This window comes from Bacillota bacterium (genome assembly GCA_012837285.1).
Taxonomy (GTDB): Bacteria; Bacillota; DTU030; order DUMP01; family DUMP01; genus DUNI01.
The window spans coordinates 1-5,334 of record DURJ01000042.1 but is presented as its reverse complement, the minus strand read 5'-3'; the positions used below and the strand labels follow the sequence as shown (position 1 = coordinate 5,334).

The following is a 5,334-nucleotide window of genomic DNA, read 5'->3' as shown; positions in this document are numbered from 1 at the left end:
TTGGACAAAGTGTCTAAGGAGGTTGTTTCATGAATGGATTTGAGGCCCAAAACCAAAAGGTGGCAGTCATACAAGGCAATGAAGCAGTTGTCGAAGGGGCCATCGCCGCAGGCTGCCGTTTTTTCGCCGGTTATCCGATAACTCCGGCTTCCGAAGTAGCCGAACTGATGTCACGAAGATTACCACAGGTCGGTGGTGCCTTTCTCCAGATGGAAGACGAGCTAGCCAGTATAAATGCTGTCATTGGAGCGTCCTGGGGGGGCATGAAATGCTGTACCGGCTCATCGGGTCCGGGTATTAGCTTGATGCAGGAGGGCATCGGGTATGCGGCGGTAACCGAAACCCCATGTGTAATCATTAACGTTATGAGGGGTGGGCCGGCTACCGGACAGCCAACCATGGCGTCGCAACAGGATATATTCCAGGCCAAATACGGTTCGCATGGGGATTATGAGATCATTGCACTTTGCCCCGCTTCCGCGCAAGAAGCATATGAACTAACCATAAAAGCTTTTAACCTGGCTGAGATCTATAGGGTGCCGGTTTTTCTTCTGTCAGATGAAATAGTCGGCCACACCAGGGAAAAAGTTGAATTTAGACCTTACGATGTTGTTGAAAGAAAGGCGCCTGAGAAATCGGGATATTTACCCTACCGCAGCCGGCCGGACGGGTTGTTAGACGGAATGCCCGCCTTTAATCAGGGGTACAAATTATTAATCGATGGCCAGCTCCATGATGAAGCCGGTAACCGGGCGGGCGCTAATATAGAAAAAAGTGCGCGACTGGTCAAGAGACTATGTAATAAAATAACGGATCATATTGATGATTTGACGGACTTGGACATACAGAAAATGGAGGATGCCGAAATCGGCATAATTGCCTTTGGTAGCGCGTCGCGACCGGCAATGGAAGCGGTATCGGTTGCGCGCAAAATGGGTATTCGTGCCGGCCTAATAAGGCTGAGGACACTTTTCCCATTTCCGGAAAAACGGATCGCCGATCTTACCAAAGCTGTTAGTACGCTGCTGGTTCCAGAATTGAACATTGGAAAACTGGTCCTGGAAGTAAGACGTAGTGCGCCTGGTAAGCAAGTTGTTTCATTGCCTAAACTAGGTGGTGCATTGCATACTCCGGACGAAATACTCGCGGCGATCAAAAAGGAGGTCCGCTAAATGAATCTGTTAGGGGAAAAGTATTTAAGAAAAAGTGCTTTGCCCACCATTTTCTGCCCTGGTTGTGGTGATGGGACGATACTAAGGGCTGCAATTGACGCCATTGATAAGTTAGGTATAAGGGATCAGGTTGCTTTGGTCGGTGGAATTGGTTGCTCAGGCTGGATACCTGTCTATATCGACGCTGACGTAATTCATACTTTGCACGGCAGGGCTATTCCGGTAGCAACGGGACTAAAGGTTAGTGATCCGGACCGGAAGATAATAGTCTTTACCGGAGATGGGGATAACGTTGGAATAGGCGGCAATCATTTTATTCATGCTGCCAGAAGGAATGTTGATATTACCGTTGTTATGATTAATAACCAAATCTATGGCATGACCGGTGGACAGGCGGCGCCCACAACCCCGTTTAAGGCACGGACCCAGACCTCGCCTTACGGAAACCAGGAGCGCTCGTTTAATGCTTGCCAACTGGCAATTGCCGCCGGGGCCACTTTCGTAGCGCGATGGACCAGCGCCCACCCCGCACAATTGGTGGCCACGCTCCAAAAAGCTATTATGCACCAAGGCTTTGCCTTTATCGAGGTCCTTACTCAGTGCCCCACTCAAGCCGGCAGGTACATTATGAATACTAATAACCCAAGTGAACTAGTAGCCATGTTGCGAGAGAAGACAATGCCTATTAAGCAATATCAAGCCCTCACGGATGAGGAGAAGGACAGCAAGATCCCCGTCGGCGTTTTCCGCCAGGAACAGGGCGTTCAGGAGTTATCAGACAGTATATACAAGCTTTCGAGGGGGGTAGCAGGGTGTTTGAAATAACGGTCGATGAAAAGTATTGTAAGGGTTGCCATCTATGCATTTCTGAATGCAAACAAACAGTATTGACCGTTTCCGACAAGAGAGGTAAAACGGGTTCTTTTCTTCCTATTGCCAGTAAGGCCGAAAATTGTATTGGGTGTTTAAGATGTGAAAAGATATGCCCCGACTTAGCTATCATGGTAAAGGAAGTGGCAAATCGATGAAGCAAGAAATTAGGTTCGCCGGATATGGTGGGCAGGGCGTGATCCTGGCTGCGGTAATTCTGGCCGAAGCAGCCGGTTTATACGAAAACAAGGAAGTGGCCCAAACTCAAAGCTACGGACCGGAAGCAAGAGGGGGCGCTGCCAGAGCGGATGTGGTTATTTCGGATAACGCGATAACCTACCCCCGAATCACCGAACCGGATATTGTGGTACTTCTGTCTCCTCCCGCCGCCGACAAGTACTTGCCGCAGGATTGCTCCAAGAGGATGGTTTTCCACGATAGCACGATGGTGGATCTTTCTAAAGCCGATATCGACAATCTGTTTAGCATTCCGGCTACGCAGCTGGCCGAGAATGAGTTGGGAAATAAAATATGTGCCAATATTGTTATGTTAGGGGCTGTGGTGGGGGCGAGTAGAATTGCTTCCATGGAGTCCTTAAAAAAGGCATTAGTAAACAATGTTCGCCCACAGCATAAGGACCTAAACCTGAAGGCTTTGGATTTGGGTTTTGCTTTGGGGCAGAGCATGAGGTAGGAGGTAAGCACCATTGGATCTCTACGAATATGAGGGAAAACGGCTGCTTAAACAGTTTGGTATACCCACTCCCAATGGAGAGCTAGTGGCTAACCCGAGCAGCGCCGAACAAACTGCGCGTCAATTGGGTGGAGCAGTAGCTATTAAGAGCCAAGTGCTAAGCGGTAAACGTGGGAAAGCAGGGGGCATCCTTTTGGTAGAAACCCCGGAAGAAGCAGCTCAAGCCGCTGATCGTTTGCTGTCTTCCATTATCAATGATGAAAAGGTGCAGACGCTGCTCGTTGAGGAGCAAATATGCATTGCCGAGGAGATATATGTTGGCATAACCATTGACCGCTCGCGGGGAAAATCTTTGCTAATAGTATCCCGCGCCGGCGGCATCAATGTGGAAGAACAGATAGGCGGCAGTACACAAGTTATGAAAATGCCACTGAACAGCCTAGAACCTTTTTGGGTTTACCAACTATATGAGCCCCTAAAGTCCATTGGACTGGAAGGGCAGGTACTGAGGAATGTGGCCAGTACTGCCTTCTCCCTTATCCGGCTATTCTTTGAATGCGATGCCACAACCGCAGAGATTAACCCGCTGGCGATTACCACAACGGGGAAGGTAATAGCCCTGGATGCCAAAATTGTCCTGGATGATTCGGCCAGATTTAGGTCGAAGTATTGGCCGTCCAGAGAGGACAGATTGGCTCCATTGGAAGCGCGGGCTAAAAATGCCGGCCTAGCTTATGTACCGTTACGAGAAGACGGAACTATTGGTGTTATCGCCGGGGGAGCTGGCTTAGCGATGGCCACGGTGGATATGATTGCCGTTTATGGTGGTGAACCCTCGGACTTTCTTGATACGGGAGGTGGTGTAACCCAGGAGCAAATGGCCGAAGCCGTAAACATTATAGCGCACAAGCCCAATGTCAAGGGAATCTTAATCAATGTATTCGGTGGAATAAACAATTGTGAAATAATGGCCCGAGGTATAGCAAAGGCAATCGATGATGGAATTTCACCGGTAGTAGTTGTAAAAATGAGAGGGCATGGACAGGAGGAAGGGTGGCGGATACTGGAGGAGCGCAGCGTACCAATCATAAAGCACGGGACTACCGAGGACGCTATACAAACACTGTTGGCAGAACTAAAGGCAGCAGGTGAGTAAGAGGGTGAATATAGATGGCTATACTGGTGAACCAAAACACAAAGGTCATAATTCAAGGAATAACGGGTAAACAAGGGATGTTCCATGCCCAAAAAATGCTCGATTATGGGGTTCATGTAGTCGGAGGAGTGACTCCAGGCAGGGGCGGGCAAAAAGTCTGTAATGTACCGGTATTTGATACGGTAAAGGAAGCTAAAAGCGCAACCAATTGTAATGCAAGCATGATTCTTGTGCCTCCACCGTTTGTTCTGGATGCTGCAGTGGAGGCAATTGAAAGTGGGATCGAGTTAATCGTAATAATCACCGAGCATGTACCCGTTCACGACGGAATAAAAATAAAAACGCTTGCTGATAACGCAAAGTGCAATGTTATCGGACCCAATACCATCGGTGTTATCAGCCCGGGAAAAGGCATGGTTGGTATTATGCCCGGTTACATCTATAGCGAAGGCAATGTAGGCATCATTTCCAGAAGCGGGACGCTTACCCATGAAATAGCCTCTAACCTTACCTTTCGGGGAATAGGGCAGTCGACTTGTTTGGGCATAGGTGGTGATCCGGTTATCGGGACAGGCTTTGTGAAGGCGCTGCAATTGCTTCGCGATGATGACGAGACAAAAGCTGTGATAATGATCGGTGAAATCGGAGGTGCCGCTGAGGAACAGGCAGCAGAATATATTAAAACCTCCTCTTATCCGAAACCCGTATATGCATTTATCGCGGGTCAAAACGCTCCCCAGGGCAAACGAATGGGACATGCGGGGGCAATTGTAGAAAAGGGCAGTGGCACCGTTGAATCTAAAATTGAGACCCTGCGGCAAGCGGGCGTAAACGTAGTAAACAGGTTTGACGAACTCTTGGAGATTAAGATTAATTAGTGTGCGGGCATCAGCTTAACCATAAAAGTCTCGGTACTAACAATAAGGAGGGCTTGTTGTGGCTAAAAAGACAGCGTACGAAACAGCTATGGAGCAATTGGATTTAGTGGGTAAGCGTATGGGTTTGTCTGAAACTGTCATTGAGCAATTACGCGAACCGGAACGTAGCCTTAAGGTACGATTTCCGGTAAGAATGGACGACGGGAAAGTGAAAACTTTCACTGGTTATCGTGTCCAGCATAATTCGGCGCTTGGACCTACCAAGGGAGGCACACGCATACACCCCGAGGAAAGCTATCAGGATGTTGTGGCGCTATCATTTTGGATGACCATAAAGAACGCTTTGGCTGGTATTCCGGCTGGCGGCGCAAAAGGCGGCATAGTCGCTGATACGCTTAAGTTATCCGATAGCGAATTAGAGCGCGTCTGCAGAAAATATGTCCGTGAAATCAGGCTGGTAATGGGTACACGAAAAGATATCCCAGGCCCGGATATTGGGACCCCACAAAAAATAATGGGTTGGTTCATTGACGAATATGAACAGTGCTTAGGCGAACACGAACC

Annotated in this window: 7 protein-coding genes; all 7 read left to right on the top strand. The window is 48.7% G+C overall.

What is annotated here, in order from left to right:
- Positions 1-29: 29 nt before the first annotated feature.
- The gene (locus GX016_02620; protein HHT70459.1) at positions 30-1,172 is read left to right on the top strand and encodes a 2-oxoacid:acceptor oxidoreductase subunit alpha; all 1,143 of its coding nucleotides are present in this window, start codon (positions 30-32) and stop codon (positions 1,170-1,172) included.
- Positions 1,173-1,997, top strand: coding sequence for a 2-oxoacid:ferredoxin oxidoreductase subunit beta (locus GX016_02615; GenBank protein HHT70458.1), 825 nt, complete (start codon positions 1,173-1,175; stop codon positions 1,995-1,997). It begins immediately after the preceding gene.
- Positions 1,958-2,200: a 4Fe-4S binding protein gene (locus tag GX016_02610; protein HHT70457.1), complete on the top strand. Its 243-nt coding sequence runs from the start codon at positions 1,958-1,960 to the stop codon at positions 2,198-2,200. The genes GX016_02615 and GX016_02610 overlap by 40 nt, the downstream gene beginning before the upstream one ends.
- Positions 2,197-2,736 (top strand): 2-oxoacid:ferredoxin oxidoreductase subunit gamma, encoded by a 540-nt coding sequence (locus GX016_02605; GenBank protein HHT70456.1) that lies wholly within the window; start codon positions 2,197-2,199, stop codon positions 2,734-2,736. Before GX016_02610 ends, GX016_02605 begins: the two co-directional genes overlap by 4 nt.
- A gap of 13 nt (positions 2,737-2,749) precedes the next feature.
- Positions 2,750-3,892, top strand: a complete 1,143-nt coding sequence (locus GX016_02600; GenBank protein HHT70455.1) for a succinate--CoA ligase — start codon at positions 2,750-2,752, stop codon at positions 3,890-3,892.
- A 14-nt stretch (positions 3,893-3,906) separates the two neighbouring features.
- Positions 3,907-4,770 (top strand): succinate--CoA ligase subunit alpha, encoded by an 864-nt coding sequence (sucD, locus tag GX016_02595; protein ID HHT70454.1) that lies wholly within the window; start codon positions 3,907-3,909, stop codon positions 4,768-4,770.
- 58 nt (positions 4,771-4,828) lie between these two features.
- The coding region (locus GX016_02590; protein HHT70453.1) for a Glu/Leu/Phe/Val dehydrogenase at positions 4,829-5,334 on the top strand (506 nt) is incomplete at its 3' end.